Source organism: Brotaphodocola sp., assembly GCF_050873365.1.
In the GTDB taxonomy this organism is placed as follows: Bacteria; Bacillota; Clostridia; order Lachnospirales; family Lachnospiraceae; genus Brotaphodocola.
In genome coordinates this window covers 193,926-219,508 of the sequence record NZ_JBNMIQ010000002.1, presented here as the reverse complement: position 1 = coordinate 219,508, position 25,583 = coordinate 193,926, and the positions used below count along the sequence as shown (strand labels likewise).

The following is a 25,583-nucleotide window of genomic DNA, read 5'->3' as shown; positions in this document are numbered from 1 at the left end:
ATTTACACCGGGCGGAAATTGTGGTACATTATTGAACGGTAGTGGCAAGAGGTGAAGTCTGTCTGCCGATCGAAGAGGGTACAGACAGGGAAGACAACCGCCACATACGAGGATTTATGTGAACAAGCAGGAGGAAGAATCATGAAAAAATCGATTTCCAGAATTCTGGCTGCAGCTATGTGCATGACACTTGGTCTGGCAGTAACCGGATGTGGAAGCAGTGCAAGCAACACGACAACAACCGCAGGAAATGACAGCGCAAACGCTGGCAGTGAAGCATCAGGAAATAAGGAAATCAAGAAACTGACCGTAGCTTTCGTACCGTCCCGTGATCCGCAGGATATCATCACGGCAACCGAGCCGTTAAAGGGTCTGCTTCAGACTGAGCTGGCTAACGAGGGATACGATGTAAAGGATGTAGATATCAGCGTGGGAACCAGCTTCGAGGCAGTTGGCGAGGCTCTTTCCGCAGGAACGACCGATGTTGGATTTATTCCGGGTGGTACTTACGTTCTGTACGATGACGGATGTGAGGCAATCGTAACCGCTACAAGAGATGGTCTGTCTGTTGACTCTGACGATCCGAAGGAGTGGAACGACAACGAGCCGATCGAGGGAACTGACAAGCAGGTAACGTTCTACCGCGCTCTGATCGTGGCAGGTCCGTCCGAGAAGGGTAAGGAGCTGGCGGAGAAGGTAAACGCAGGTGAGGAGCTGACCTGGGAGGATCTCGACAGTGCAAACTGGAGCGTAATGGGTTCTTCTTCTTCCGCAGGATATATTTATCCGTCTCTGTGGATGCTTGAGAACTACGGCAAGAACATCACGGATTTGAGCCATGCTGTTCAGTCTGATTCCTATGCAAGTGCATTCGCACGTCTGGCTTCCGGCCAGGTTGATGTATTGTGCACCTACGCAGATGCACGCCGTGACTATGAGAGCAAGTGGAACGACGAGTACGCAATGAGCAACAGCATCTGGGAAGATACCGATCTGATCGGCGTAACTCCGGCAATCTACAACGATACGATCAGTGTCAGCAAGACCTCTCCGATCATGGATGATGATTTCAAGACAGCTCTGACAAATGCATTCATCAACATCGGAAACACCGAGGAGGGTAAGGAGGTCATCTCCATCTACACGCACCAGGGTTATCAGAAGGCAAATGATTCTGACTATGATTCTGAGCGCGATGCACAGGAAATGATCAAGAAGCTCAACGGAGCGTCATAAGCAAGGCATTACAGGAAAATGAGATGGGCTGTTACATGGACAACAAGGAGCTGTTTATGTGGCAGTCCTTTTCTGCACATGTGCGTATGTATGAACTTATGAGCGTGTCTGCAAAAAATCCGCAACAATCCGCAAAAAAGGGCGGGAAAAATATTCAGAAAGGAACGCTATTATAGAGATCCGGAGGAAACAGAAATGGATGAGGAGCGATTTATAATAGCAGAAAGAAATGATTGAGTTTAAAAATGTGGGAAAGAAGTATCCCAACGGCTTTGAGGGTCTGAAACATGTGAATCTGACGATTGATCAGGGAGAATTTGTTGCAATCATTGGTCTGTCCGGTGCAGGAAAGTCCACGCTGATCCGTACCATCAACCGCATGCATGACATTACAGAGGGAACTCTGACTGTGGATGGAACCGATGTCATGAGTTTGCAGGGAAAGAACCTGCGCGCATTTCGCCGTAAGATCGGTATGATCTTCCAGTCTTTCAACCTTGTGACGAGAACAACGGTAATCAAGAACGTTCTGACTGCATTTGTTCCGGATCTTCCGTGGTGGCGTGCGTTCTTCGGCGTGTTCACGAAGGAGGAGAAGCTCAAGGCACTTGAGGCACTCGACAAGGTAGGAATTCTCGACAAGGCATTTGTCCGCACCGATCAGCTCTCCGGTGGTCAGCAGCAGAGAGTTGCTCTGGCAAGAACCCTTGCACAGAATCCGGAGATCATTCTCGCAGATGAGCCGGTTGCAGCCCTTGACCCGGTAACCGCAAAGCAGGTTATGGATGATTTTGACCGCATCAACAAGGAGATGAAGATCACGGTTCTGATCAATATCCACCATGTCGATCTGGCACTCAAGTATGCTTCCCGTGTAATCGGTGTTCGCGCCGGTGAGGTGGTATACGACGGACCGTCCGAAAATGTGGATCAGGCTGTTCTGGATAAGATTTATCAGGGAAGACAGGAGATGAAGGCATGAGTATCTACGATAAGATTTTTCCGCCGAAGACCTTCACGATCGCAAACGGAAAGAGCGTTTCCCAGAAACGTTCCCGCGCTCCGCTTGCTGTGATCATTCTTCTGGCGATGACGATCCTCTCCGTGAAGATCACTGGATTTAGCATGGTGGTGCTCACGACGAGAATCAAGGAGTTTTTCGTTATTCTCGGACAGATGTTCCCGCCGAAGTGGGACTACATGCCGTCTGTATGGCAACCGCTGTTTGACACAATCAAGATGTCGCTTCTCGGCTCCTTCATCGGTTCGATCCTTGTCGTTCCGTTTGCAATGCTCGCTTCGACAAACGTCATTCCGAGCCGTGCGATTGTCAGCCTGATGCGCCTTTTCCTGAGTATTGTGCGTACCCTGCCGACTCTGGTTACTGCGCTGATCGCGACTTACATTTTCGGACTTGGAACCCTTGCTGGTACGACCGCAATCGCAGTCTTCACGTTTGCATACATCGGAAAGATTCTCTACGAGGAGATCGAGACCGTGGACATGGGTGCCTTTGAGGCGATGGAGGCAATGGGTGCGACGAAGGTGCGCGCATTCATCTCCGCAATCGTTCCGCAGGTTCTGCCGTCCTATCTGTCGAACTGCCTGTTCTGCTTCGAGGGAAATGTGCGTTACGCATCAATCCTTGGATATGTAGGTGCAGGTGGACTTGGACTGATCCTGAACGAGAAGATCGGTTGGAGAGAGTACCCGAGTGTGGGCATGATCCTGATCGCTCTGTTTGTAACGGTATTTATCATTGAAACCATCAGCCGTGCAGCACGCCGGCATCTGGTATAAGGGAGGGCCGAAAAACAATGAATAAGAGAATTGAAACTGCTTATGAGGCACGCCCGAAAAAATGGATGTTTGAGCTTGCTGTCGCAGTCGTTGTCGTGGGACTTCTGATCTGGAGTGCCTCCGGTGTCGAGACGAGCGGAACGACTCAGAATGGCGGAAAGATTGCAATGAATATTTTGTCCGGTATTTTCCATCCGGATACGGCAATGCTGTTTGGTCTGACGACGAAGGGCGTTCCGTACCTTCTGCTTGAGACGGTCTGCATCGCCTTCCTTGGAACGATTGTCGGCGCAATCATCTCGATCCCGCTCGCGTTTCTGTCTTCCGTGAACCTGACCGGAAAAGTGGTTGCATTTATCGGTCGTATCATCATCATGATGATCCGTACTGTGCCGGCTTTCGTCTACGGTCTAATGTTCATCCGTGTGACCGGACCGGGTGCATTTGCAGGTCTTCTGACGATGTCCCTGTGTTCTGTCGGAATGATCACAAAGATGTACACCGAGGCGATTGAGGATCTCGACACGAGAATTCTGGAATCTCTCGATGCATCCGGATGCACGACCTGGCAGAAGATCCGCTACGGAATCCTTCCGCAGTTACTGCCGAACTTTGCTTCCACCGCAATCTACCGTTTCGATATCAACCTGCGTGATGCGACCGTCCTCGGTCTTGTAGGTGCAGGTGGTATCGGTGCACCGCTGATCTTTGCGATGAACAGCTACCGCTGGAACGAGGCTGGTGCAATCCTTGCCGGTCTGATTGTGCTTGTCCTGATCGTGGAGCTGATCTCCACCCAGATTCGTGTGAAACTGACGAGAGGATAGGAGAAAGATTAAGAAAGATGAGAAAGTTAGAAATTATTTTCACATCCGACACCCACGGTCATATTTTCCCGGTCAATTATCCGGCTGGAAGAGCGGATGCGTCCGGACTCTTAAATATGGCGTCTCAGGTGGAGAAGGATGGAAATACGCTGATGATCGACGGAGGAGATTCCCTTCAGGGAACTCCGTTCGTGCAGTATTACCGCGAGCATCAGCAGGAGTGCAAGGCTCTGCTCGCTGACGGCAAAGGCGGATTTTTCCACCCGGTTGCCGAAGCCTTCCGTGCACTCGGATGCGATTATTTTACACTTGGAAACCACGATTTCAATTTCGGATATGACTTCCTCGCAGAGTATGTGAATGCGATGGGGGTTCCGTGTATCTGTGCGAATGTTGAGGATCTCGGCGGAAAACTCCCGATTCAGAAAGAGGTTGTCCGCGTGCTTGAAAATGGTCTTCGCGTCGGCATCACCGGAATCGTCACAGACTGGGTCAACATCTGGGAGAGAAAAGAAAATCTGGAACTTTTGAGAGTCACCGATCCGATCGCATCGGCGAGAGAGTCGCTTGAGCGCCTTAAAAGTCTCTGTGATGTGACGGTCTGCGTCTACCACGGTGGATTTGAGGAGGATCTTGAAAACGGAAAACTCCTCTCCGATAGCGGGGAAAACGTTGCCTGCAAGATTGCACGAGAGTTGAATTTTGACCTGCTTCTGACGGGGCATCAGCATATGCCGGTCGCAGGAAAAATGCTCTACGGAACCTGGGCGGTTCAGCCACCGGCAGGGGCTTCCAAATATGTGCATCTCTATGCGGAGATCTCGGAGGAGGAGAAGATTTTTGCTTCTTCTCTGGAATCTGTGGGAGAAAAGCACAAGGAGGAGACGTATGCAAAGCTCTATCCGCTTGAGCAGGCAGTTCAGACCTGGCTGGATGAGCCGGTCGGCGCTTTGAGCAGTGCGATCGAGCCGGAGGAGAAACTCCCGGCAGGACGGTATGGAAGCCGTCTTGCAGAACTCTTTAACCAGGTTCAGCTTGAGCGCACCGGAGCAGACATCTCCTGTGCGAGCCTTGGCAACGATCTGGCAGGACTCAAGCAGAGTGTGACGATGCGTGACATCTGTGGAGCCTACCTGTTTGACAACACGCTTGTGGAGCTTGAAGTTAACCGCGAGGTTCTCAGACAGATGCTTGAGCGCTGTGCGTCCTACTTTGATCTGGTGGACGGAAAAGTTGTGATCTCGGATCGCTTCTTAAAGCCGAAAATCGAGCATTACAACTATGATTTCTTTACGGGAATCCGCTACACCTTTGATCTGACCCGTCCGGTCGGAGACCGTGTGACCGAGCTTCTGCTCGCAGATGGAAGCGAGCTTGGCGACAGGTCCTACCGTCTTGTGACGAACAATTACCGGGCGACCGGTACCGGCGGTTATCCGTTCCTTGCAGACTGCAAGGTGCTGTGGCGCGGAACGGAGGAGATGCCGGAAATGCTCGCGAGATACATCGAAAAGCACAACCCGGCGGATGTGGAAGGCAGAGCGCTGATCACGGTTTTGCCGGCGGACAAGTAGAACTTGCACAACAAAATTACCACAATATTTATGGGGGAAGAACGATGAAAACGATTCTGATTGGAATTGCCGGAGGAACCGGATCCGGAAAATCTACGTTTACAAATCGCCTGAAAGACCGGTTCGGCGATGACATTGATGTGATTTACCACGACAATTATTACCGCCGTCAGGACGATGTCCCGATGGAAGTGCGCCAGAAGCGCAATTACGATCATCCGGATGCACTTGAGACCGATCTTCTTGTGGAGCATTTAAAACAGCTCAAGGAAGGTCATGCAGTCGACGGTCCGGTGTACGATTACACGATGCACAACCGCTCTGAGAAGACGATGCACATCGAGCCTCGCCGGATCATCATCGTCGAGGGCATTCTGCTTCTTGCAGACCGCCGTCTCCGCGACATGTTCGACATCAAGATCTATGTGGAGGCAGATGCGGATGAGCGTATCCTGCGCCGGATTGTGCGCGACGTTGAGGAGAGAGGTCGCTCTCTCGAGAATATCGTCGAGCAGTATCTGACGACGGTAAAGCCGATGCATTACCTGTATGTAGAGCCGACGCGCGCAAAGGCAGACCTTGTGATCAACAGCGGTCTCAACGACGTCGCTTTCGACATCATGGCGACGAAGATCCAGAAACTTCTCGAGGAAGCCTAAGCCCAGGCTAGGCTGTTGCCGGGAGGGTGGTTCTGGGCGATTTTGAGCAATTCTGAGCAATTCTGGTTTTGGGATGAAAGATAGCGGTTGTTCATCGATTGCACAGAGTAGCGGGGCTGTCATGTGAAAAGTTTTGGGATTAAGAGCACTTAGGATGTCAGGATGCGGTTTTTTGCGCAAGTTCTTCTAATGCGTGAAATGAGTAGCCCATCTCCTCCCATTTCGTGAGAAGTTCGTCGAGAATTTCCGCGTTTGTGCGGGATGTGCTGTGTAAGAGCACGATCGCGCCGGGGTGGATGCGCCCGAGCAATTTCTGAAAGGCTTCCTCGTGCGTGGGCTGGCGGTCTTCGTACCAGTCGACGTAGGCGAGACTCCAGAAAAAGGTGTGATAGCCGAGTTCTTTTGCCATCTGAAGGTTGGACTCGCTGTATTTGCCCTGAGGCGGGCGGTAAAATCTGGTCATTGTCTGACCGGTTGTCTCTTGAAAAAGTTTCTCTAAGGATTCCAATTCCTCGGAGAAACTTTTTTTTGTTGCAATTTTTGACATGTCGGGGTGGTGAAACGTGTGGTTGCCGACGGTGTGTCCCTCTGTAATCATGCGTTTTACGAGATCGGGACTCGTCTGAATGTAATTTCCGACGACAAAAAACGTCGCGGGAGCATGGTGATTTTTCAGCGCGTCGAGAATTGCGGGGGTGTTGCCGTTTTCATATCCGGCGTCAAACGTCAGATAGAGGATTTTTTCGTCGGTATCGTCGGCGTAGTGGGCGTTGAACTGCTTGAGATAATCGGAGGTCGCATTGGCGACGGGAGGCTTTCCCTCCTGTTGAAAGCTCAGTCCCCAGTTTCCTTCTGCGGAGGCAGGGAGGGATGAAACTGGGGAAGAGGTTGCTGATTCGGGGTGTGATTGTGAGGCATGTGGTTGTGAGGAAGGTAATCGTGAGGAATATAGTTGTGAGGATGGTGAGAGTGTGGTTATTTCTGAGTTTGTACTTGAAGGGACCGGGGTGGAGTGAGCGTTGGACGAGGAGTCAAGGTTAGAGCGCGCGCTTAGAAAACCGAGGAAGCGCCCGGAGAAAAATGCGAGGAGGAAGACAACGGCGACGAGGGTGAATCGTGTCAGAACGCGAGAGTGCGGAAAATGAAAAAAACGCAGGTGTTTCATAAAGATGGATAACCTCCCGAAATAAAGTTTGTGGTCTGTATGCAGATTGGGATTTTTAGGGATCTGGAGATCGCTTACATGATTACGATATGAAGGGAAATGAGGAAACATTCAAAGAAGAGGGAGAACAAAGAAATGGGAAAACAAAGAAATGGGGGAACATTCGCATAACGATGTATTGCACAAAACCGTCGAATTTTAAGATCACCTCCAAGAAGTTGTAAGAAAGTTGTTACATTTGCCAAATAGAAAGTGTGGTATACTGATACGAGCAAGAAAAGAGAAACGCAAGAGGAGAGGACAAGACAATATGAAGAAAAACTGGAAGCGATTGCTGGCGATGGGAATCGGATTTTCCCTTACCTTTGGTCAGATTACATATGGAACAATGATTTCTTCTCAGGCGAGTGTGACACAGTCGTCGGGGAGCACACAGAGCGTACTGAAAGAGCCGACGGTTTCCGCACAGGGAGCCGTGCTGATGGATGCGGCGACGGGACAGGTACTGTTCGGAAAAAACCAGGATCAGCAGTTTTATCCGGCAAGCATCACGAAAGTTATGACGGCTCTGCTTGTGCTGGAGCATTGCAATCTGAGCGATGTTGTGACGTTTTCTAAGACTGCGACGACGAATCTGGAGTCGGGAGCAACCTCTCTTGGAATTGCGGAGGGCGATCAGCTGACCGTGGAGCAGTGTCTGTACGGACTTCTCTTAAAGTCTGCGAATGAGATCGGAAATGGACTTGCCGAGCATGTGTCAGGAAGCGTCAGCGCATTTGCAGATCTGATGAATCAGCGCGCGGTACAGCTTGGATGTAAGAACACGCATTTTGCAAATCCGCACGGTTTAAACAATTCTACGCACAAGACAACCGCCTATGATATGGCGCTGATCATGCGTGCAGCGGTGCAGAATGAGACATTCCGAAAGATTGACACGACGACGTCCTACAACTTCCCGGCGACGAAGAATTCCGGAGCGCGGACGATCACGATGGGACATAAGATGATGTACCCGACGGATACCCGCTATTATGCAGGAATTATTGGAGGTAAGACCGGATATACTTCACTGGCGGGCAATACGCTTGTGACGGCGGTTGAGAGAAACGGAGCCCGCCTGATTGCAGTTGTTTTAAAGTCCGCGGGAACACACTACACGGACACGAAGGCGATGCTCGACTATGGTTTTGAGAATTATACGGCGTTGACCGGAAGAACGGGAAGTACGAGTGCAGGAACGAGTGGAACAACAGGGGGACAGACTTCGACCTCAACTCAGCCGGGAACTTCTGGAACCGTTACCTCGGGAGGTCCGGGTGTGGTTTCTGGAACAACGGGTACAACAGGAACGACAGGAACCTCCGGGACAACGACTTCCACAACACCGACGACAGGAAGCACAGGGACTTCTGATACGGTAAATTCTGGAAACAGCAGTAGTCCGTCTGCGGGAAGTTCGACAGGTCCGTCCGGAAATGGAACGCCTGCCTCATCAGCTCCGACGGCTGGAACGACGGGAGCAGGAGTCAGCACAGTGGGACCGGGAGGAACGATTCACACGACAGGAACGAGCACGGGGGCACCGGGAAGCGCCTCCGGCACGCTGAGCCAGCCGGGAACTTCCTCAAGTTCTTCCTCTTCAAGTGCAAGTACATCATCAGGTTCACAGTCTTCGCCGGCAGATGGATCTTCCACTTCTCCTGCGGGCTGGAAACAGGGTTGGAATCAGGATCAGACCGGATGGTATTACATCAAGACGGCGACCGGAGCCCGTGCAGTCGGAGAATGGCTGAATGTTGGCGGACAGCGTTACTGGTTTGATTCTAACGGATATATGGCGACCGGATGGCGCACGCTCTCTGACGGATGGTATTATTTCATGCAGGATACGGGATATATGCTGAAAAATAACTGGATGGAGACGAATGGAATCTGGTATTATCTTGGAAGCAACGGAGCGATGCTGACGAACACGACGACTCCGGATGGCTACTATGTGGATGCAAGCGGAGCGTGGAAAAAATAAGACGGATAATAATAAGTACTAAAAACAGGTATTAGAAATAGGGATTAAGAATAGATATTAAGAATGGCTGTCAAGAACGGATATTAAGAACAGCTATTAAGAACAGATATCAAGAAGAGATATCAAGAAAACAAGAACAGAGATTAAAAACAGATATAAAAACAGATATAAACACAGGGGGAAGTTGGGGAAAGGCGAATGAGAGAAAAACTGTATACGATTGAACTGACCGATGCGGTTAAGTCCGGTGATGAGTGTTGCTTCTGCTGGCTTGAGCGCAAGATGGAGCAGGAGAACCTGGAATTCGTTCTGGGTTCTTCTTATATGGAGAGCGACGTGAGGGATCAGACGAGCCTGCATGGGTTTTGCAGACACCACACAAAAATGATGTATGACTATGGCAATACGCTCGGGAATGCTTGGATTCTCAAGTCGAGAATGGAGAAAGTGAGGGCGGATCTTGCCGAGAAACTTGGTGTGGAGTCGGCAAAGCCTGTTGAAACAAAAAAACGGCAGGATGGAATCTTAAAGTCATTGTTTTCTGGAAAGACCGGGAAAAAGAAGTTGATGAGCGGGGCGTTTTCGGAAAGTAGCAGTCATGAAAGTTGTGGATGTTATATCTGCGAGCGCATGGAGACGATCTATGCGCGGATGCTTGATACGTTTGCATGGATGCTCGAGCATGATCCGGATTTTGGAGAGACGCTGATGAAGTCCAAAGGTTTTTGCCTGCGTCACTTTGAGGAGGCACAGGAGACTTGTGAGCGAACGCTTAAAGGTGAAATCTGGGAGGCTTGGAAACCGAAATTAAACCGGTTAATGCTTGACAATCTCGACCGAGTGCAGGAAGATGTAAATTGGTTGATCGAGAAATACGATTACCGGAATAAGGATGCAGACTGGAAAGAGTCGAGAGATGCTGTGCCGAGAGCGATGCAGAAGTTAGTGGGAAGTCATCCGGCAGATCCGGTGTTTCGCGACAGGCGGTGATGTGTTTTATCGTCTGAGTGTAGAAATTTAGATAAATGAGCATGATGGTTGTCGGTTATAGTTGTTATGTTACGGCTCTGCAAACGAAGTAAGTCCTGCAAACGCGCTCTCGCTCCGGGTTCGACGTAGCGGTGCATAAGGTTGCAAAATACGCAACCTAAGCACCGACGTCTCACACGGGTTTGCAGTGACTTCTTCGCTCACAGAGCCTGTGTGATGTCTGCATAATGAGTATGCTAGGAATGAATGAAAGAGCAGAGAAAGTTTATCTTGTGGATATATAAAAAGTTAGAGAGGAACAGAAAAGATGACATTTGGAGTCAGACAGGTTCTGCCGTGGGCAGTGGCAGGTGTAGCGGGTGCGACAGCGGTTCTTGCGAGATCCCGCTACGAGAGAAATCATTTTGTGACGGAGGAGGTTACGATTGCCTCCCGGAAACTCGCGAGAGAGTGGACGGCAGTATTTCTGTCTGATCTGCACGACAAGCAGTTCGGGGAGGAGAATCGGCAACTTGTCGAGGAGATTCGTCAAATTGAGCCAGATCTGATTCTGATCGGCGGGGATACGATGGTTGCGAAGGAGAAACTCGCAGACCTGACTGTGACGAGAACGTTGATGGAACAGTTGAGCCAGATCAAGAACTGTCGGATTTTTTATGGAAATGGCAACCATGAACAGCGTCTTTGCAGGGAGTGGGAAACTTACGGAACGATGTACCGCGAGTTTCTGCATATTTTGAGGGAGTGCGGGATCTGCTATCTGTCGGATCGCACGCTTCATGTCGGGGAGGATCTTGCAATCAGCGGGCTGAACATTGACCAGCCGTATTACCGCGACTTTTCACCGGCAAAAATGAGCGAGCGCTATGTCAAATATCACCTGGGTGAGGCAGATCCGCGTCGGTTTGAGATTTTGCTCGCACACTCCCCACTCTTTTTTGATGCCTATGCACAATGGGGAGCAGATCTTGCGCTCTGTGGTCATTTCCACGGTGGAACGATTCGCCTGCCGTATCTCGGAGGTGTGATGACCCCACAGTTTCAGTTTTTCCGCAAATGCTGTGCGGGAACGTTTGAGGAGAACGGTCATACGATGGTTGTCAGCAGAGGTCTTGGAACTCATTCGATCAATCTTCGCCTTGGCAATCGCCCGCAGTTGATTGTATTGAAATTAAAACAACAAATAGGGGAATAAAACGAGAAAATTCGTACAAAATACGGAAAAACAAGAAAGTTATTGCGAAAAAATGCGCAGGTATGCCGATAGACAGTAATTTTAATTCATGGTAAATTAGTCGGAAATAAATCGAAGCAGAACACCGAAGGTTATGAAAGTAGTCAGCATCTTGAATCGTCAGAAATTGACCGGTTCAGAGAATGGAAAATGAGTACATAAGGTGAGAAGAGGAGAGATTGATTCCATGACGGATACCAAAAGAGAAGAATTGAAAGATAGAGAAGTTTGTGGCACTAGAGTTTCGCATATGGATTCCAGTCTCTGGCTGGATGATTATAAGGTGTTTGATCAGGCGACACAGCAGTTTTATCGCAGAGAGATCGATGCGAAGGCATACAAGGGAATTTCGGGCGGATTTGGAAGTTATGCGCAGAGAGGAGCGGAGGCAAATATGTTGCGTCTGCGTCTTCCGGGCGGACGAATCGATCAGAAAAAACTCAAGTTTCTTGCAGATTCCGTAAAAAAATATCAGGTAAATAAAGTGCATGTTACAACCTGTCAGACGGTTCAGTTTCACAATCTCTCCGGGGAAGATGTGTGCGTGCTTGCGAGAGAGGCGGTGCAAAACGGGATCATCACGAGAGGTGGTGGCGGAGACTTCCCGAGAAATACGATGGTTTCTCCGCTCTCCGGTGTGGAAAAAGGAGAGTATTTTGATGTTTTGCCGTATGCGCTTGTGGTTTCCGATTTTCTGCTCGGTTATATCCACGGACCGAAGATGCCGAGAAAACTCAAGGTCGGATTTTCTAATTCCCCGACGAATGTGACGCATGCGACGTACCGGGATCTCGGCTTTGTCGCGCGGGAGGACGGGTGCTTTGATGTGTACAGTGCGGGCGGTCTCGGACTGAATGCAAAGATCGGTGTGCGTGTCGCAGAGCAGGTGAAGCCGGATCAGATTCTCTACTATGTAGAAGCGATGCATGAGATGTTCTTGACTTATGGCAATTATCAGAATCGTGCGAAGGCGAGAAGCCGTTATATGCAGGATTCTCTCGGCGGAGCGGAATCGTATCGGGAGGCCTTTTTGGAAAAGCTGAGAGCCGTTTATGAGTCCGGAGAGAACCTGAATTTGGTGCTCAGTGAGAAAGAGATGAAGCTGTTCGGGGAGAAGGCTTCGGATGGCGAGATTCCAGAGTCGAAGAGAGTTGTTGCACAGAAGCAGGACGGACTCTGTGCCGTCTGGTATCACCCGGTCGGTGGATGCCCGAAACCGGAATTTTTTGAGCGCATTTATGAGACAATCCGGGAGATGGATCAGGTGGAACTCAGAATCGCTCCGGATGAGAGCATTTACATCATCAACTGTACCGGAAAAGAGGCAGAGCGTGTGCTTGCGTGCACGGATGACGGTGCCGAGACGGAATTTTCCAGTTCGGTGGCGTGCATTGGAAGTGCAATCTGCCAGCAGGGACTTCGCGATTCCCAGACGATGCTTCGGAAACTTGTGGAGATGGAGCGCAGGGAGGGATTTGCCGACGGCGTTCTCCCGAAAATCCATATCTCGGGCTGTCCTTCGTCATGCGGAACGCACCAGACCGGAATTGTCGGACTGCGCGGTGCGGGAAAGAAAGTCAATGGTGAGATGCAGGTTGCGTTTCAGTTGACGTATGGGGGCTGTGATCTCCAAAATAGAGAGAAGATGGGAGATCTGCTCGGTGTTCTCTCGGAAGATGAGGTGCTCGCATTTTTTGCAGAGCTTGGACATGAGATTACGGATTCCGGGATGAAGTTTGAGGCGTGGTGCGAGAAGAATCCGGATCGCTTTGAGGAAATCGCATTGCGGTACACGAAATAAAAAGCTGAATTTGAAAAGTAAAGGATCGCCTTGAGAAAATAGAGAAAGAGGCAACAAGGAAAAACAAATAACGGTTCAATAAATATCAAAAATCCTCCGTCTGGAAGTAGGAGAGGCATCAATTTGCGATGCCACTTATTTACAGAGTGGGGGTTTTTTGTTATACTTGGAAAGAAAATTTGTAACGGTTCCGCAGGTCTGCGCATTTATTGCTTGACTGTAAAGACAGAAAACTGTTGCGAAACTTTCCTGCCTAAAAATTGGCAGGAAACGTTGATGAAAAAGTGGGGAGAATATGGCGGGAATTTCATATAAACTGGAAAAATTTGAGGGTCCGCTTGACCTTCTGCTTCACCTGATAGAGAAAAATAAGATCGATATCTATGACATTCCGATTGTGGAGATTACGCATCAGTATCTCGCGTATGTCAACCAGATGGAGGAGGAAGATCTAAATATTGTCAGCGACTTCCTTGTGATGGCGGCGACGCTTCTCGATATCAAGTCCCGCATGCTTCTTCCGGCAGATCCCAAGCAGGACGATGAGGAGGATGGGGAAGATCCGAGAGCAGAGCTTGTTCGGCGTTTGATGGAGTACAAGATGTACAAGATGATGGCGCAGGAACTCTCTGATATGGAGGAAGAGGCGGATGGAGTTCTGTTTAAGGAACCGACCATTCCGCGAGAGGTGGCAAAATACGAACAGCCCGTCGATCTCGATGAGCTTCTTGATGGTCTGACACTTGCAAAACTTCAGAGAATTTTTGAGTCCGTGATGAAACGGCAGAGAGACAAGGTCGATCCGATCCGAAGCAAGTTTGGAACGATCAAGAGGGAACCGGTCAGCCTTGAGCAGAAGGTGATGGAGGTCATGACGTATGCGAGAAAGCATCGAACCTTCCGTTTTCGCCAGATGCTTGAGGGGCAGAACAGCCGAATTGAGGTGGTTGTGACATTTTTGGCGATTCTCGAACTCATGAAGATCGGAAAGATTCATCTGACTCAGGAGCACGCATTTGACGATATGGATATTGAGATTCTCGAGGCAGAGGGAGAAGAGACAGAGATTGAGTTGAATGATCTGGAAGATAAATAGTTCCTCACCCTTTTAATAAAGAGGGGGACATCTATCTTGAGTTGTGTGGACGAGACGGATCAATCAGCGATGAATTATAATGGAAAGACAAATAAGACGAAGAAAGAAATGAGAAGGAAACAGTATGGGAAGTCTTTTTGACGATGAGGATGATGACGAGGAATTTGATCTGGCAAAGATTGAGGCGCGTCATGAACGGATGGAAGCGGAAGCCCTTCTCGATGAGGAGGAGAGGCGCCTAGCGGAGCGGATTGAGCGGGAGCAGGCGCAGGAAGCACAGAAAGTACTGGAAATATCGGAAATATCGGAAGTACCGGAAGCCTCGATAGAGGAAGGCGAAGTCGGGGAAGAGGCAAGGATAGAGCGTCTTGTACCGGAGAAAAATGCAGAAGATCTGGATGCACCGGAGGAACATATAGACGGGATTTATCCGGCGTCCGACTGGGAGGCGATCGTGGAGGCAGTGCTGTTTACAATGGGCAATTCGGTTCCGTTGGCACAGCTTGCGATGGCGATTGACCAGAGTGAGGCGATTGCAAAGCGGGTGGTGAGAAATTTACAAAGGCGCTACCAGCAGGAAAACCGGGGAATGCAGATTCTTGAGCTGGAAAATGCCTACCAGATGAGCACGCGGGCAAAGTACTATGAGAATTTGATTCGCGTGGCATCCGCACCGAAGAAACATGTGCTCTCCGATGTTCTGTTGGAGACGCTCTCGATCGTGGCTTACCGCCAGCCGGTGACAAAGATTGAGATCGGGCGAATCCGTGGAGTCTCTTCGGATCACGCGGTCAATCGTCTTGTGGAGTACGGTTTGATTTACGAGGCAGGGCGTCTCGATGCACCGGGGCGACCGGCACTTTTTGCGACGACCGAGGAATTTCTTCGGAGATTTGGAGTCGGGACGATCACGGATCTGCCGACGATGAATCCGGAGCAGAAGGAAGAGATTATTCAGGAAGTCGAGGAAGAACTTCAGCAGAAGGATAATCAGGAAAAGAGTCAGGAAGAACCTGAGAATGAAGTAGAATAACGAAGTAGCAGAAAAGAGTTTTTGAAAAGAAGATACAGAGAGAAAAAAAGAAAAACAGATCCCGGATTGTGATCAGAAATCGAGAGAGAAGGAGAAGCGTGAAAACTATGAAAATCAGAATCAAATATTTTAAGGAAAATATGGAAAAGCTGACCTATGTGGATGGAAAGTCTGACTGGATCGATCTTCGGTCTGCGGAGAATGTGACGATGAAGGCGGGAGAGTTTCGTCTGATTCCGCTCGGAGTGGCGATGGAGCTTCCGAAGGGATATGAGGCCCATGTTGTTCCGCGCAGTAGCACGTTTAAGAATTTTGGGATCATCCAGACAAACCATATGGGCGTCATCGATGAGAGTTACTGCGGAGACGGAGATCAGTGGTTTTTCCCGGCATATGCCCTGCGCGATACCGAGATTCATGAGGGTGACCGGATCTGTCAGTTCCGCATCATGGAGCATCAGCCACAGATCTGTTTTGAGGAGACGGATCAGTTGGGTCATGAGGACCGGGGCGGTCACGGAAGCACCGGAAGAAAGTAAGAGGCGATTGTTGTGGAGAGATATTCAGCAGATGGTGTAAAGCAGAGAAAAGGAAGTATCATTGAACTGGAGAGTGCCAGAAAGATGAGTCGTTCGATAAACGGAGGCGGAAAGTCCCAGAGAGGGCGTTCCGGCGGTTCGAGACGGGGAATCAGTGAGCAGGAACGCCGGGAACAGGCGAAGCGCGCGGAGATGGCAAAACGGATGGACGAATCCAGGCGGGCATCTGCCAGAAGAAAAGGACCGTCGAGACGGCGCAGAAAACAGGGCGGAGGAATCGGCGTGTTGATTGCGCTGATTGCGATTGTCGTGGTCTGTGGTGGATTTGGGTTCGTGCATTATAAAAATCAGAAGGAGGAACACCGGCTTGCCAAGACGGGTGTGGAGTATTTAAACCAGGGCAACTATGAGGCAGCGGTTGAGACCTTGAATCAGGCTGTTCAGAAGGCTGGAAAGCGTATGGGCGCTTATGAGAAGCAGGTGCTCGGTGCGAGAGCAGAGGCAGAGTATCGCGTTGGCGATTACGACACGGCACTTGAGACGTACCAGACGCTGAGAAAGACAGATGCAGAAAATGAGGTCTACAAGAAGGGCGTAGCTCTGTGCCTGATGGAAAAGAAGGAGTACAGTTCGGCGCTTGAGCTTGGAGTATTGCAGGCACAGATTTACAGTCGGATGGCGACTGACCAGATCGAGGCGAAGGATTACAACGGGGCGCTCACGTCTGTTCAGCAGGGGCAGGCGGTAGTCGGAGATGACCAGAGAACCGCGAAAGAGCTTGCCTATGATGAGGCTGTGCTCTGGGAGTATGCCGGAGACTACGGAAAGGCGCTGGAACTTTTCGAGGACTACGAGGAGACGTATGGAACGGACGACGAGGTTAGCCGGGAAATCACGTTTCTGAGAAGTCGTCAGGGAAACAATTAAAGGAAAAGAACTGGGAGTCAATATTTAGCAGTCAATGTTAATTGGAATCCATATGAAAAAGCAACATGGAACATTGAGATCCATATTGGAATTGGGATTGGGATTAACATTAGAGCTGACAGAGATCTGAAAAGAGAATAAGAGAGTAAAAATAGGGAATAAGAGAATAAAAATATGGCAGATTTGATTGAATTGAAAGAAGTGGAGGAGCGGGTCATCCTGATCGCGGTGAATACCAGCGAGGAGGAAGATACGATGGCTTCCCTCGATGAGTTGGAAGAACTCGTCAAGACAGCGGGGGCGTACACCGTCGCAAAGATGATTCAGAACCGGGAGCAGATCCATCCGGGAACCTATCTCGGAAAGGGAAAGATTGATGAGGTCAGAGAACAGATCGCAGTACTTGGCGCGACCGGTGTTGTTTGCGACGATGAGCTGTCCCCTGCACAGATGAGAAATCTTGAGGATGCGCTTGACACAAAGGTGATGGATCGGACGATGGTCATTCTCGACATTTTTGCCTCCCGCGCGACGACGAGTGAGGGAAAGATTCAGGTTGAGCTTGCACAGCTCAAATACCGTTCTGCCCGCCTTGTCGGACTCAGAAGTTCGCTCTCACGTCTCGGAGGCGGAATCGGAACGAGAGGACCGGGCGAGAAGAAGCTCGAGATGGACAGACGACTGATCCACGAGAGAATCGGTCAGTTAAAAGCAGAGCTTGAGGAGGTGAAGCGTCACCGTGAGGTGATTCGCCGTCAGCGTGAGAAGGCACACACCCCGGTCGCTGCGATTGTGGGATACACGAATGCCGGAAAATCGACACTCTTAAACCGACTGACAGACGCGGGAATCCTTGCGGAAGACAAGTTGTTTGCGACGCTTGATCCGACGACGCGCAGTCTCGAACTTGATGGCGGACAGCAGATTTTGCTGACGGATACGGTTGGATTCATCCGCAAACTCCCGCATCATCTGATTGAGGCATTCAAGAGTACGCTTGAGGAGGCAAAGTACGCGGATATCATCCTCCACGTCGTCGACTGTTCAAATCCGGCGATGGATATGCAGATGCACGTCGTCTATGAGACGCTTCGAGAGCTTGAGGTCGGAGATAAGATCATGGTCACGATCTTTAACAAGACGGATCGGATGACCGGCGAGGAGATTCCGAGAGATCTTCGGTCGGACTACCAGATTCGAATCTCAGCGAAGACCGGTGACGGAATTGACCGCTTAAAAGATCTGCTCGTGGAGATTTTAAGAAGCCAGAAAGTGTATATGGAGCGCTTGTTCCCATACAGTCAGGCGGGGAAAATCCAGACAATCCGCAAGTACGGCGAACTGCTTTCCGAGGAGTATGAGGCCGAGGGCATTCGGGTCAAGGCTTATGTGCCGGCGGAATTGTTTGCCGGACTGATGCAGGAGTAAGGCGTAAATACATCAAAAAAATCCGATAGGATTTCGTGGTGGCAATGGATTTCGCGTTACTGTTCAGAGGTAGGCACTTTTGGAACCGAAAGTGCCGTAAGATAACGTGGTGGTAGCGGGAATTTGCCGTATTTAAATGCGAAGCCACGGCAAATTCCGTTACTGGGCACGTGTGCGTGAACAGATTTCGCTGTTTGACGAATTTCGGCAAGAATTGCACTTGATTAATTCTAAAAAAAAGATATAATGGATAACGGTTAGCTGTTTTATATTTATGCATATATTCATTTTGAATGTATATATGCAAAATGAGGAGGAAAAACATTATGAAAAAGAGATTTCTGGCATTAGGCATGGCAGCATGCATGGCAGTTTCTTTGACTGCATGTGGCGGAAGCAGTGAAAAGGAGACTACCGCAGCTGAGACTGCTAAGGAAGAGACCACCACCGCAGAGGGCGAGTCCAAAGCAGAGGAGTCTTCCGCAGAGGAGAGCAAGGCAGATACCGCAGACATCGAGACCGTTACGGATGGCACTCTGACCGTAGCAACCAGCCCGGACTTCGCACCGTATGAGTTCTACGCAATCGGTGAGGACGGAAAGCCTCAGCTGGCAGGTTTTGATATGTCTTTAGCTCAGTACATCGCAGATTACCTTGGTCTGAAACTTGAGATCGTTACCGTTGACTTCGACGGCGTTTTAAGTGAGCTTCAGACAAAGTCCGTAGATCTGGGTATGGCAGGTCTGTCTCCGGACCCGAAGCGTGAGGGCATCATGGACTTCTCCGACATCTACTACACCGGCGGACAGTCTCTCGTAACCGTAAAGGACAATGCAGACAAGTTCAACACCTTTGAGGCAATCAACAAGTCTGACGTTTCTGTAGGTGCTCAGATCGGTTCTATCCAGATGGATCTGGCAAACACGAACAGCCCGGATGCAGACATCGTAGCTCTTCCGAAGGTAACCGACATCATCTCTGAGCTTCTGGCAGGCAAGCTGGATGCTGCTTACATTGAGACCGATGTAGCAAAGAGCTATCAGCAGAACTATCCGGAGCTTGAGCTTGTTATGGATGTTCCTTACGAGAGCGAGGGATCTGCAATCGGCGTATGCAAGGGAAATGAGGCTCTGATGGCAGGTGTCAATGAGGCAATTGCACAGGCAATCGAGGATGGTTCTATGGAGAAGTTCATCGCTGATGCAAACGAGCAGGCTTCCGGAAACACCTACGAGGGTCTTCTGGATTCTGAGGGAAACGTTCAGCAGTAAGCAGGACAACGGAGAGCTTTCGGGCTTTCTAAGATTCTTCAGAAAATCCGGAAATCTGGATAAAATCTGGATGTAAAATCAGAAATTCGCCAACCTTCCTCTCTTTTTGGGGGAGGTTGGCGGTTTTTGTGCAAAATGGTGTTATTTGAGTTATTGAAGAGGGATCGGAGAGATCCTTTGAAATCCCGCCGGGATAGAGCGTGCTTGAAAAATCCATTCAGGCGAAAATATCCCTAATGCATTTTTCAAACATACTCTGACCAGAAAACGCTCAGAGTAAGACAAAATCAGAAAGGAGTACCTTATGTTTATTCAGGCAGAAAATTTTGCAAAAATTGTGCCTTACACACAGCTGTTTTTTCAGGGAATTCTGGTAACGGTTCTGTTATCGGTCTTCACCGTATTGATTGGTTTCTGTATCGCCCTTGTTTTGGCGCTGATGAGAATGTCAAACGTGTGTCCGTTCCGCTCCCTCGGATTGGATAAGGATGGTCATATGAGAGAAGGAGGATTTCTCCTGCTTTTGAGCCGGTTTAATCCGCTGTCCTTCCTTGCAACGGCGTATGTCGAGATTCTTCGCTCGACCCCGGTTCTCGTACAGATCTTTATTATTTACTACGGAGTCTTCGGTATGGTGAAACTTCCGGGCTTTGAGATGTTCGGTTTCATCAAGTTCAGCCGTTTCTTCCCGGGTGTTGTCGCTCTCGGAATGAACTCCGGCGCTTACCTGTGTGAGATCATCCGTGCAGGTATCCAGTCGATCGATGGCGGACAGACGGAGGCAGCGCGCTCCCTGGGTCTGTCTCAGGTTCAGAACCTGCGCTACATCATCCTGCCACAGGCATTGAAGAACATTTTGCCGGCGATTGCGAACGAGTTCGTCGTAATCATCAAGGAGTCTGCAATTACTTACACAATCGGTGTTCAGGATATCATGTCTGCGGTAAACGCAGTCAAGGGTGCGACGTTCGTCATCGTAGAGCCTCTGCTCGTGGCAACGGCGATTTACTTCTGCCTGTGCTTCCCGACTTCCAAGCTGATTGCATATTTTGAAAGGAGAATGAGCCGTGGCGACAAGAGATAGTTTGATTCAGGTAAAAAATCTGAAAAAGCATTATAATCATGGTGCGATCAAGGCGCTTGACGATGTGAGTGTGGACATCAACAAGGGCGATGTGATGGTTGTGATTGGACCGTCCGGATCAGGAAAATCTACGTTTCTGCGCAGTCTGAACCTGCTCGAGGAGCCGACCGGAGGAGCGATCATCTTTGACGGAATCGACATCACGAAGAAGAAATACGAGGATGAGAACGGAAAGACGGTAAAGCTCGACATCGACCATCTTCGCCAGAAAATGGGAATGGTGTTCCAGCATTTCAACCTCTTCCCACATATGACAATCCTTGAAAATATGGTGCTTGCACCGATGAAAGTGCGCGGAATGAGCAAGGAGGAGGCGGAGAAGAAGGCTCTGGCTCTTCTCGACCGCGTTGGACTCAAAGATCGTGCAGGTGCTTACCCGATTCAGCTTTCCGGTGGACAGAAACAGCGAGTTGCGATCGTGCGCGCGCTGGCGATGGAGCCGGAGGTGATGCTGTTCGATGAGCCGACATCTGCTCTTGACCCGGAGATGGTCGGAGAGGTTCTCGATGTTATGAAGGAGCTTGCAAATGAGGGTATGACGATGGTTGTCGTAACTCATGAGATGGGATTTGCCCGTGAGGTCGGAAACCGCGTGCTCTTTATGGCGGACGGAAAACTTCTCGAGCAGGGTACCCCGGAGGAGATCTTTGAGCATCCGAAGCATGCGAGACTTCAGGATTTCTTTGCGAAAGTTCTGTAAGCATTGGGTTAATGGAGTTGGAGTCAGGGTACGCATTTGTGTCTGCGGGGAGAGTGCAAGGTCAAGGTTAAGGTGAGAAGTGTGTGTCATGACAGAGAAAGGAAGCGTTTTAAGAGATGACAGAAGAGAAGAAGACGGCGCTTGCCGTGATTGAGGAGAAACGGGAGGAGATTTGCGGGGTTGCAGATCAGATCTGGGAGTATGCAGAGCTGTCCTTGAAGGAGTTCCGGTCTGCGAATCTTTACTGCGAGACTCTTGAGAAAGAGGGCTTTCATGTGGAGAAGGGAATCAGCGGAATTGAGACGGCATTTTCGGCAAGCTACGGAAGCGGACGTCCTCTGATCGGAATTCTTGCAGAGTATGATGCCCTTTCCGGACTTTCTCAGGTTGCTGGAAGCACGGAGCGGAAAGAGCGCGTTGCAGGTGGAACCGGTCATGGCTGTGGCCACAATCTTCTCGGAGCCGGCGCTTTTGCTGCAACCCTCGCTGTGAAGGCATATCTCGAAAAGACAAAGACTCCGGGAACTGTCGTTCTCTACGGCTGTCCGGGAGAGGAAGGCGGAGCGGCGAAGGCATTTATGGCGCGCGATGGAGGCTGGAAAGACCTCGACGCAGCACTGACCTGGCATCCGGAGGATGTCAATGAGGTCGCAACCGGTTCCTCGAACTCCTGTATTCAGGTACAGTACAAGTTTACCGGAATCGCTTCCCATGCGGCCGGAGCACCGGAGCGCGGACGCAGTGCGCTCGATGCGGTCGAGCTGATGAACATCGGCGTGCAGTTCCTTCGCGAGCATATGAGCGACAAGGCGCGCGTGCACTATGCGATCACGGATGCCGGTGGATGCAGTCCAAACGTTGTACAGCCGAGAGCAAGTGTGCTCTACATGGTTCGCTCGAATCATGTCTCCGAGGCGATTGAGCTTCAGAAGCGTGTGGACCGGATTGCGGAGGGTGCCGCACTGATGACGGACACGACGATTGAGCGCAAGTTCATCGATGGTCTGTCCGATACGGTCAGCAACTTTGCTCTTGAACGTGTGCTCTACAAGAACTTCTCGGAGATCGGCGTTCCGACCTACACTGAGGAGGAGAATGCGTTTGCGGATGCGCTCTCAAAGACCTATGCCGGAAATGATCGTGTTCCGGGTGTCGCAGCAGAAAATGATTCTGCGCTGAGAGAAGAAGTCATGGAAAAACAGGCTAAGGTTGGTCATGCGATGAATGCATTTCTGGCTCCGCTCTATCAGGGCGAGGCATTTAAGGCGGGATCGACTGATGTCGGAGATGTGAGCTGGCTGACGCCGACGGCACAGATCCATGTTGCATCATGGCCGAACGGCTGTCCGGGTCACAGCTGGCAGAATGTCTCCTGCGATCGCACCGAGATCGGTCACAAGGCAGTGATTTGCGCGGGAAAAGTGCTTGCAGGCACGGCGATTGATCTGTTTACCGATCCGGAGCTTTTGAACGAGGCGCGCAAGGAGTTTGAGAAGCGGACGGCGGAGGGCTTTGTCAGCCCGATTCCGGCTGATGCAGTTCCGGTTGTCCCGGATCTTGGCTGAGAAGAAAAAAGATTCATTTGAGCAGTCGCAGAGGGCGCAGAACGCGCGCAAAGTGACAGATTATTAAAGGAAAGTTTATAAATTTTTAAGCGGGGCGAGGGTTTAAAAACCCTCGCTCTTGTTGTATACTAAACAGGAAAACATTTCAGACATCGTTGGCAAAAATGCGTTATGATGCATGGGTTGTACATGAATAAGCATTTTCTGAACGAAAAATTCTGTATGATGCCGTGGTGAAAGCAGACAGGTCTGATTTGTGCTTGTCTGGATGAACGAAAGACAAAGAAATGACAGAAGGAGAAAAATCTATGGGTGTAAAGAATGATGGTCCAGGGCAGACTCCGTCAAAGAAACTGCTTTATTATTATGGAATCGTTCTTCTGATTACACTTTTGCTCAATGCCCTCGTAGTTCCGATGATGGCGGAGCGGAAAGTGACGGAAGTTCCATTTAATCAATTTTTACAGATGGTCAATGATGGGGAGGTCGCAAAAGTTGCGCGAGGAGACGGTCAGATCACGTTTCAGGCAAAACCCTCGAATGGAGAGAAAGAGGGAGCGATCTACAAGACCGGTGACTGGCAGTACGATGATTTGACCCAACAGCTTCTCGACAGTGGGGTTGATTTTGCGGAGGACATTCCGACAAAGGCATCTCCGCTTCAGAGCTTTATTTTTAACTGGGTACTCCCGATCATCATGTTTGTTGTGCTCGGACAACTGTTGAGTCGGATGATGACGAAGCGGATGGGCGACGGCATGGGCGGTGTGATGACATTTGGAAAGTCGAACGCAAAGATCTATGCGGAGGCAGATATTCACACGAATTTTGCAGATGTTGCCGGACAGGAAGAGGCGAAGGATGCCCTGAGGGAGATCGTGGATTTCCTGCACAATCCGAAGAAATATACGGATATCGGAGCAACCTTGCCGAAGGGCGTTCTGCTTGTCGGCCCTCCTGGAACCGGTAAGACCCTTCTTGCGCGTGCTGTCGCAGGTGAGGCGCATGTCCCGTTCTTCTCGATCTCTGGATCGGAGTTTGTCGAGATGTTCGTCGGCATGGGTGCGGCGAAGGTTCGCGATCTGTTTAAGCAGGCGAATGAGAAAGCACCGTGTATCGTCTTCATCGATGAGATCGATACAATCGGAAAAAAGCGTGACGGCGGTGGATTTTCTGGAAATGATGAGAGAGAGCAGACATTGAACCAGTTGCTTGCGGAGATGGATGGATTTGACGGGCGCAAGGGCGTTGTGATTCTCGCGGCGACGAACCGTCCGGATTCCCTCGACAAGGCGCTTTTGAGACCGGGTCGTTTTGACCGCAGAGTTCCGGTAGAACTTCCTGATTTAAAGGGTCGTGTGGCGATTTTGAAAGTTCATGCGAAGAAAGTCAAGATCTCCGATGACGTCGATTTTGAGGCGATCGGACGTGCGACTGTCGGAGCGAGCGGTGCAGATCTCGCAAATATCATCAACGAGGGTGCTCTGCGTGCGGTTCGTCAGGGACGGAGAATTGTGAGTCAGGCGGATCTTGAGGAGAGCGTGGAGGTTGTCATTGCCGGCTATCAGCGCAAGGATGCGAGCGTCTCCGAGAAGGAGAAGCGGATCGTCGCTTACCATGAGGTCGGTCATGCGCTTGTCGCAGCGTGCCAGAGCGAGAGTGCTCCGGTTCACAAGATCACGATTGTTCCGAGAACCTCCGGTGCACTCGGTTATACGATGCAGGTGGAGGATGGAGAGCGTTTCCTCATGAGCAAGGAGGAGGCACTCAACAAGATTGCGACTCTGACCGGCGGACGAGCTGCGGAGGAATTTATGTTCCACTCAATCACAACCGGAGCTTCCAACGATATTGAGCAGGCGACGAGAATGGCGCGTGCGATGGTTACCCGTTACGGAATGAGCAGTCAGTTCGGAATGGTTGCGCTTGAGACGCTTACAAACCAGTATCTCGGCGGAGACACGACGCTTGCATGTTCCCCGGAGACCTCTCGCCTGATCGATGAGGAAGTCATCCGTATTGTGAAAGAGCAGTACGAGAAGGCGATGGGCATTCTCAAAGAGCATGCAGGAAAGCTCAATGAGATTGCGGGCTATCTGCTTGAGCGCGAGAGCATCACCGGTGAGGAGTTTATGGAGATGCTCAATGAGGGACAGTCGAGTGCAGAGGCGGATGAGAAATCCGGCGAGGTAGACAAAACGGCAGAAGAAAATGTGGAAGAAGCGGTTGCGGATTCTGGGGAAGAGTCAGAAACGATCGCAGAGCCGACAGTTGCAACAGAAACGGAAACCGAACATTCTGCGGATACAGAGACCGAATATTCTGCGGATGCCGACGCCGACAGTGATGTGGAGGCTGAGGGTTCTGAAAAGACGCATCCGGTGAGCCTCACAAAACCGGAAGAGCCAGAAACACCAACTGTTATGGAAACTGCAAATGCAGATGTAGATTCTAAAGATGCAGAGCGTGCAGAAAATGAATTTGCAGAGCCGAAGACGGTCGAGGAGAGCGAGAAAACTGGCGACGAAGAATAAAAGGAACGTTGCAGAAGTTTTTGACAGAAGA

The 25,583-nt window shown here is 50.3% G+C and carries 21 protein-coding genes and 1 pseudogene; 20 read left to right on the top strand and 2 right to left on the bottom strand.

Going from position 1 to position 25,583, the window contains the following annotated elements:
• Positions 1-141 precede the first annotated feature (141 nt).
• The 6 genes from ACR0QT_RS02150 (at position 142) to udk (ending at position 6,096) form a co-directional block, all read left to right on the top strand.
• Positions 142-1,236 carry a phosphate/phosphite/phosphonate ABC transporter substrate-binding protein gene (locus tag ACR0QT_RS02150; RefSeq protein WP_432629250.1) on the top strand — a complete coding sequence of 365 codons (1,095 nt, stop codon included), beginning with the start codon at positions 142-144 and terminating at the stop codon, positions 1,234-1,236.
• Between the two features lie 229 nt (positions 1,237-1,465).
• Positions 1,466-2,218, top strand: a complete 753-nt coding sequence (gene phnC / locus ACR0QT_RS02145; RefSeq protein WP_432627571.1) for a phosphonate ABC transporter ATP-binding protein — start codon at positions 1,466-1,468, stop codon at positions 2,216-2,218.
• Positions 2,215-3,036 carry a phosphonate ABC transporter, permease protein PhnE gene (gene phnE / locus ACR0QT_RS02140; protein ID WP_432629249.1) on the top strand — a complete coding sequence of 274 codons (822 nt, stop codon included), beginning with the start codon at positions 2,215-2,217 and terminating at the stop codon, positions 3,034-3,036. Before phnC ends, phnE (ACR0QT_RS02140) begins: the two co-directional genes overlap by 4 nt.
• Before the next feature lie 17 nt (positions 3,037-3,053).
• Complete coding sequence (gene phnE, locus ACR0QT_RS02135) at positions 3,054-3,863, top strand: phosphonate ABC transporter, permease protein PhnE (RefSeq protein ID WP_432629248.1); 810 nt, start codon at positions 3,054-3,056, stop codon at positions 3,861-3,863.
• 17 nt (positions 3,864-3,880) lie between these two features.
• Positions 3,881-5,437 (top strand): bifunctional metallophosphatase/5'-nucleotidase, encoded by a 1,557-nt coding sequence (locus tag ACR0QT_RS02130; RefSeq protein WP_432629247.1) that lies wholly within the window; start codon positions 3,881-3,883, stop codon positions 5,435-5,437.
• Between the two features lie 44 nt (positions 5,438-5,481).
• Positions 5,482-6,096: a uridine kinase gene (gene udk / locus ACR0QT_RS02125; RefSeq protein ID WP_432629246.1), complete on the top strand. Its 615-nt coding sequence runs from the start codon at positions 5,482-5,484 to the stop codon at positions 6,094-6,096.
• A 157-nt stretch (positions 6,097-6,253) separates the two neighbouring features.
• On the opposite strand, the gene ACR0QT_RS02120 is transcribed toward udk, so the two are convergent.
• Positions 6,254-7,261 (bottom strand): polysaccharide deacetylase family protein, encoded by a 1,008-nt coding sequence (locus ACR0QT_RS02120; protein WP_432629245.1) that lies wholly within the window; start codon positions 7,259-7,261, stop codon positions 6,254-6,256.
• Between the two features lie 388 nt (positions 7,262-7,649).
• Here ACR0QT_RS02120 and ACR0QT_RS02115 point away from each other — a divergent pair, with 388 nt between their 5' ends.
• The 10 genes from ACR0QT_RS02115 (at position 7,650) to ACR0QT_RS02070 (ending at position 19,609) form a co-directional block, all read left to right on the top strand.
• Positions 7,650-9,290, top strand: coding sequence for a serine hydrolase (locus ACR0QT_RS02115; protein ID WP_432629296.1), 1,641 nt, complete (start codon positions 7,650-7,652; stop codon positions 9,288-9,290).
• A gap of 198 nt (positions 9,291-9,488) precedes the next feature.
• Complete coding sequence (locus tag ACR0QT_RS02110; protein ID WP_432629244.1) at positions 9,489-10,280, top strand: DUF6062 family protein; 792 nt, start codon at positions 9,489-9,491, stop codon at positions 10,278-10,280.
• 307 nt (positions 10,281-10,587) lie between these two features.
• Positions 10,588-11,475 carry a metallophosphoesterase gene (locus ACR0QT_RS02105; RefSeq protein WP_432629243.1) on the top strand — a complete coding sequence of 296 codons (888 nt, stop codon included), beginning with the start codon at positions 10,588-10,590 and terminating at the stop codon, positions 11,473-11,475.
• 289 nt (positions 11,476-11,764) lie between these two features.
• A complete protein-coding gene (locus tag ACR0QT_RS02100) occupies positions 11,765-13,315 on the top strand; it encodes a nitrite/sulfite reductase (RefSeq protein ID WP_432629295.1) in 1,551 nt (516 codons plus the stop codon).
• Between the two features lie 295 nt (positions 13,316-13,610).
• Entirely contained in the window at positions 13,611-14,411 is an 801-nt protein-coding gene (locus ACR0QT_RS02095) for a segregation and condensation protein A (RefSeq protein ID WP_432629242.1), read from the top strand.
• A 124-nt stretch (positions 14,412-14,535) separates the two neighbouring features.
• Entirely contained in the window at positions 14,536-15,444 is a 909-nt protein-coding gene (gene scpB / locus ACR0QT_RS02090) for an SMC-Scp complex subunit ScpB (protein ID WP_432629241.1), read from the top strand.
• A gap of 107 nt (positions 15,445-15,551) precedes the next feature.
• Entirely contained in the window at positions 15,552-15,983 is a 432-nt protein-coding gene (locus ACR0QT_RS02085; protein ID WP_177977161.1) for a dUTP diphosphatase, read from the top strand.
• A gap of 12 nt (positions 15,984-15,995) precedes the next feature.
• Positions 15,996-16,910: a tetratricopeptide repeat protein gene (locus ACR0QT_RS02080; RefSeq protein ID WP_432629240.1), complete on the top strand. Its 915-nt coding sequence runs from the start codon at positions 15,996-15,998 to the stop codon at positions 16,908-16,910.
• A 174-nt stretch (positions 16,911-17,084) separates the two neighbouring features.
• The gene (gene hflX, locus ACR0QT_RS02075) at positions 17,085-18,338 is read left to right on the top strand and encodes a GTPase HflX (RefSeq protein WP_432629239.1); all 1,254 of its coding nucleotides are present in this window, start codon (positions 17,085-17,087) and stop codon (positions 18,336-18,338) included.
• A gap of 326 nt (positions 18,339-18,664) precedes the next feature.
• Positions 18,665-19,609 (top strand): transporter substrate-binding domain-containing protein, encoded by a 945-nt coding sequence (locus ACR0QT_RS02070; RefSeq protein ID WP_432629238.1) that lies wholly within the window; start codon positions 18,665-18,667, stop codon positions 19,607-19,609.
• Between the two features lie 28 nt (positions 19,610-19,637).
• On the opposite strand, the gene ACR0QT_RS02065 is transcribed toward ACR0QT_RS02070, so the two are convergent.
• Complete coding sequence (locus ACR0QT_RS02065; protein ID WP_432629237.1) at positions 19,638-19,826, bottom strand: hypothetical protein; 189 nt, start codon at positions 19,824-19,826, stop codon at positions 19,638-19,640.
• Positions 19,827-19,913: 87 nt separating this feature from the next.
• Here ACR0QT_RS02065 and ACR0QT_RS02060 point away from each other — a divergent pair, with 87 nt between their 5' ends.
• The 4 genes and pseudogenes from ACR0QT_RS02060 to ftsH form a co-directional block, all read left to right on the top strand.
• Positions 19,914-20,693, top strand: coding sequence for an amino acid ABC transporter permease (locus ACR0QT_RS02060; protein ID WP_432629236.1), 780 nt, complete (start codon positions 19,914-19,916; stop codon positions 20,691-20,693).
• On the top strand, positions 20,677-21,453 hold the full coding sequence (locus ACR0QT_RS02055; RefSeq protein ID WP_432629235.1) for an amino acid ABC transporter ATP-binding protein: 777 nt from the start codon (positions 20,677-20,679) through the stop codon (positions 21,451-21,453). Before ACR0QT_RS02060 ends, ACR0QT_RS02055 begins: the two co-directional genes overlap by 17 nt.
• A gap of 116 nt (positions 21,454-21,569) precedes the next feature.
• Complete coding sequence (locus tag ACR0QT_RS02050; protein ID WP_432629234.1) at positions 21,570-23,018, top strand: M20 family metallopeptidase; 1,449 nt, start codon at positions 21,570-21,572, stop codon at positions 23,016-23,018.
• Positions 23,019-23,326: 308 nt separating this feature from the next.
• Positions 23,327-25,207 (top strand): annotated as a pseudogene (ftsH, locus tag ACR0QT_RS02045) (ATP-dependent zinc metalloprotease FtsH); the annotation flags it as partial.
• Positions 25,208-25,583 lie beyond the last annotated feature (376 nt).

Excerpts from the sequence above, each read along its gene's own strand:
- ACR0QT_RS02150 (WP_432629250.1), top strand. The coding sequence starts at position 142 with ATGAAAAAATCGATTTCCAGAATTCTGGCTGCAGCTATGTGCATGACA.
- phnC (WP_432627571.1), top strand. The coding sequence starts at position 1,466 with ATGATTGAGTTTAAAAATGTGGGAAAGAAGTATCCCAACGGCTTTGAG.
- phnE (WP_432629249.1), top strand. The coding sequence starts at position 2,215 with ATGAGTATCTACGATAAGATTTTTCCGCCGAAGACCTTCACGATCGCA.
- phnE (WP_432629248.1), top strand. The coding sequence starts at position 3,054 with ATGAATAAGAGAATTGAAACTGCTTATGAGGCACGCCCGAAAAAATGG.
- ACR0QT_RS02130 (WP_432629247.1), top strand. The coding sequence starts at position 3,881 with ATGAGAAAGTTAGAAATTATTTTCACATCCGACACCCACGGTCATATT.
- udk (WP_432629246.1), top strand. The coding sequence starts at position 5,482 with ATGAAAACGATTCTGATTGGAATTGCCGGAGGAACCGGATCCGGAAAA.
- ACR0QT_RS02120 (WP_432629245.1), bottom strand. The coding sequence starts at position 7,261 with ATGAAACACCTGCGTTTTTTTCATTTTCCGCACTCTCGCGTTCTGACA.
- ACR0QT_RS02115 (WP_432629296.1), top strand. The coding sequence starts at position 7,650 with ATGATTTCTTCTCAGGCGAGTGTGACACAGTCGTCGGGGAGCACACAG.
- ACR0QT_RS02110 (WP_432629244.1), top strand. The coding sequence starts at position 9,489 with ATGAGAGAAAAACTGTATACGATTGAACTGACCGATGCGGTTAAGTCC.
- ACR0QT_RS02105 (WP_432629243.1), top strand. The coding sequence starts at position 10,588 with ATGACATTTGGAGTCAGACAGGTTCTGCCGTGGGCAGTGGCAGGTGTA.
- ACR0QT_RS02100 (WP_432629295.1), top strand. The coding sequence starts at position 11,765 with ATGGATTCCAGTCTCTGGCTGGATGATTATAAGGTGTTTGATCAGGCG.
- ACR0QT_RS02095 (WP_432629242.1), top strand. The coding sequence starts at position 13,611 with ATGGCGGGAATTTCATATAAACTGGAAAAATTTGAGGGTCCGCTTGAC.
- scpB (WP_432629241.1), top strand. The coding sequence starts at position 14,536 with ATGGGAAGTCTTTTTGACGATGAGGATGATGACGAGGAATTTGATCTG.
- ACR0QT_RS02085 (WP_177977161.1), top strand. The coding sequence starts at position 15,552 with ATGAAAATCAGAATCAAATATTTTAAGGAAAATATGGAAAAGCTGACC.
- hflX (WP_432629239.1), top strand. The coding sequence starts at position 17,085 with ATGGCAGATTTGATTGAATTGAAAGAAGTGGAGGAGCGGGTCATCCTG.
- ACR0QT_RS02070 (WP_432629238.1), top strand. The coding sequence starts at position 18,665 with ATGAAAAAGAGATTTCTGGCATTAGGCATGGCAGCATGCATGGCAGTT.
- ACR0QT_RS02065 (WP_432629237.1), bottom strand. The coding sequence starts at position 19,826 with ATGGATTTTTCAAGCACGCTCTATCCCGGCGGGATTTCAAAGGATCTC.
- ACR0QT_RS02060 (WP_432629236.1), top strand. The coding sequence starts at position 19,914 with ATGTTTATTCAGGCAGAAAATTTTGCAAAAATTGTGCCTTACACACAG.
- ACR0QT_RS02050 (WP_432629234.1), top strand. The coding sequence starts at position 21,570 with ATGACAGAAGAGAAGAAGACGGCGCTTGCCGTGATTGAGGAGAAACGG.